The following is a 1,328-nucleotide window of genomic DNA, read 5'->3' on the forward strand; positions in this document are numbered from 1 at the left end:
TGGACTTGCCCCTACCAAACCGGACACCAACTCCCCGTTAAATTGATGCCACTGCCAAGCGCCTGAACTCCCTCGGTGAACGGTAGTTCAAGGCGCTGTGCGGATGCTGCTCGTTGTAATGCTCGAAGGCAATGGCCAAGTTACGCAGCGCCGTTTCTCGATCCGGCTTGGGCATGTGCGCCACGTAGTCACGCTTGATCGTCTTCACGAAGCTCTCTGCCATGCCATTGCTCTGTGGGCTACGCACCGGTGTGGTCACCGGCTGCAAGCCGATCTGTCGAGCAAACAGGCGCGTCTGTTCGGCGGTGTAGGCCGAACCGTTATCGCTGAGCCACTGCACAGGCGTTGCAGGCAGTTGATCACCGAAGCGCTTCTCCACGCTTTCCAACATCAAGTCGCGGATGTCATCGCCGCTGTACCCGGTTGGGCTGGCGACCCAGCCGATGGCTTCGCGATCACAGCAGTCCAGGGCGAAGGTCACGCTCAGTTTGGCGCCGTCCTCGCAACGGAATTCGAAGCCGTCCGAGCACCAACGCGTATCGCTGGTTTGCACCGCAATACGGCCTTCGTGCCGACGCGGCACGCCGGGTTGTTTGATCCGGCGTTCAAGCAGCAGGTTGTGATCACGCATCACCCGGTAAACCCGCTTCACGTTGATCGCCGGCAGCGACCGCTTTTCACGTGCACGACGCAGCAATCCCCAGACCCGACGGTAGCCATAGCTGGGCAGTTCGCTGACCTGTTGCTGGATTTCAACTACCAACTCAGCATCGTTCACAGGCCTGCTTCGCCGTGTCTTGGTCGATACCGATTGTTTGATTCGAACCGTTAATTGCGAGCGCGCCACACCGAGACATTCACTGACCAGCTTCACTGGTCGTCCCCCGGCAACAAGGGTGAGTGCGCAATCCATTTTCGCGACTGGGCGATCTCCACGGCCTCTTTGAGGATTTCTGCTTCCATCGTTTTCTTGCCCAGCATCCGTTGCAGTTCACGGATCTGCTTGAGCGCATCGCTCAGCTCGGAGGCAGGCACCACGGCTTCGCCAGCACTGACCGCCGACAGGCTGCCGTCCTGGTACAGCTTGCGCCACAGGAACAACTGGTTGGCATTGATGCCGTGGCGCCGAGCGACGACCGACACGCTTTGTCCTGGCTCAAGGCTCTCGCGAACCATGGCCAGCTTTTGCTCCGGGCTCCAGCGGCGCCGCCGCTCCTGACCCAAAAGCTCCCCACTCTTGTCGTTGCTATTAGTCATAAACATAACCGTTTGCCTATCCCTTATCGTAAGGGGGAAACGGTGTCCTGTCTTTCATGGGGCTCGTTCAG

General features: G+C 59.3%; 1 protein-coding gene. It reads right to left on the bottom strand.

What is annotated here, in order from left to right; translation table 11 throughout:
• Nucleotides 1-37: 37 nt before the first annotated feature.
• Nucleotides 38-1,257 (bottom strand): IS3 family transposase gene (locus HX851_RS31980; protein WP_439899243.1). Its coding sequence is split into 2 segments (ribosomal slippage): nucleotides 38-912 and nucleotides 912-1,257, totalling 1,221 coding nucleotides; the frame shifts between segments, so codons are not numbered across the junction.
• Nucleotides 1,258-1,328 lie beyond the last annotated feature (71 nt).

Source organism: Pseudomonas gingeri, assembly GCF_013385635.1.
Taxonomy (GTDB): Bacteria; Pseudomonadota; Gammaproteobacteria; order Pseudomonadales; family Pseudomonadaceae; genus Aquipseudomonas; species Aquipseudomonas gingeri_A.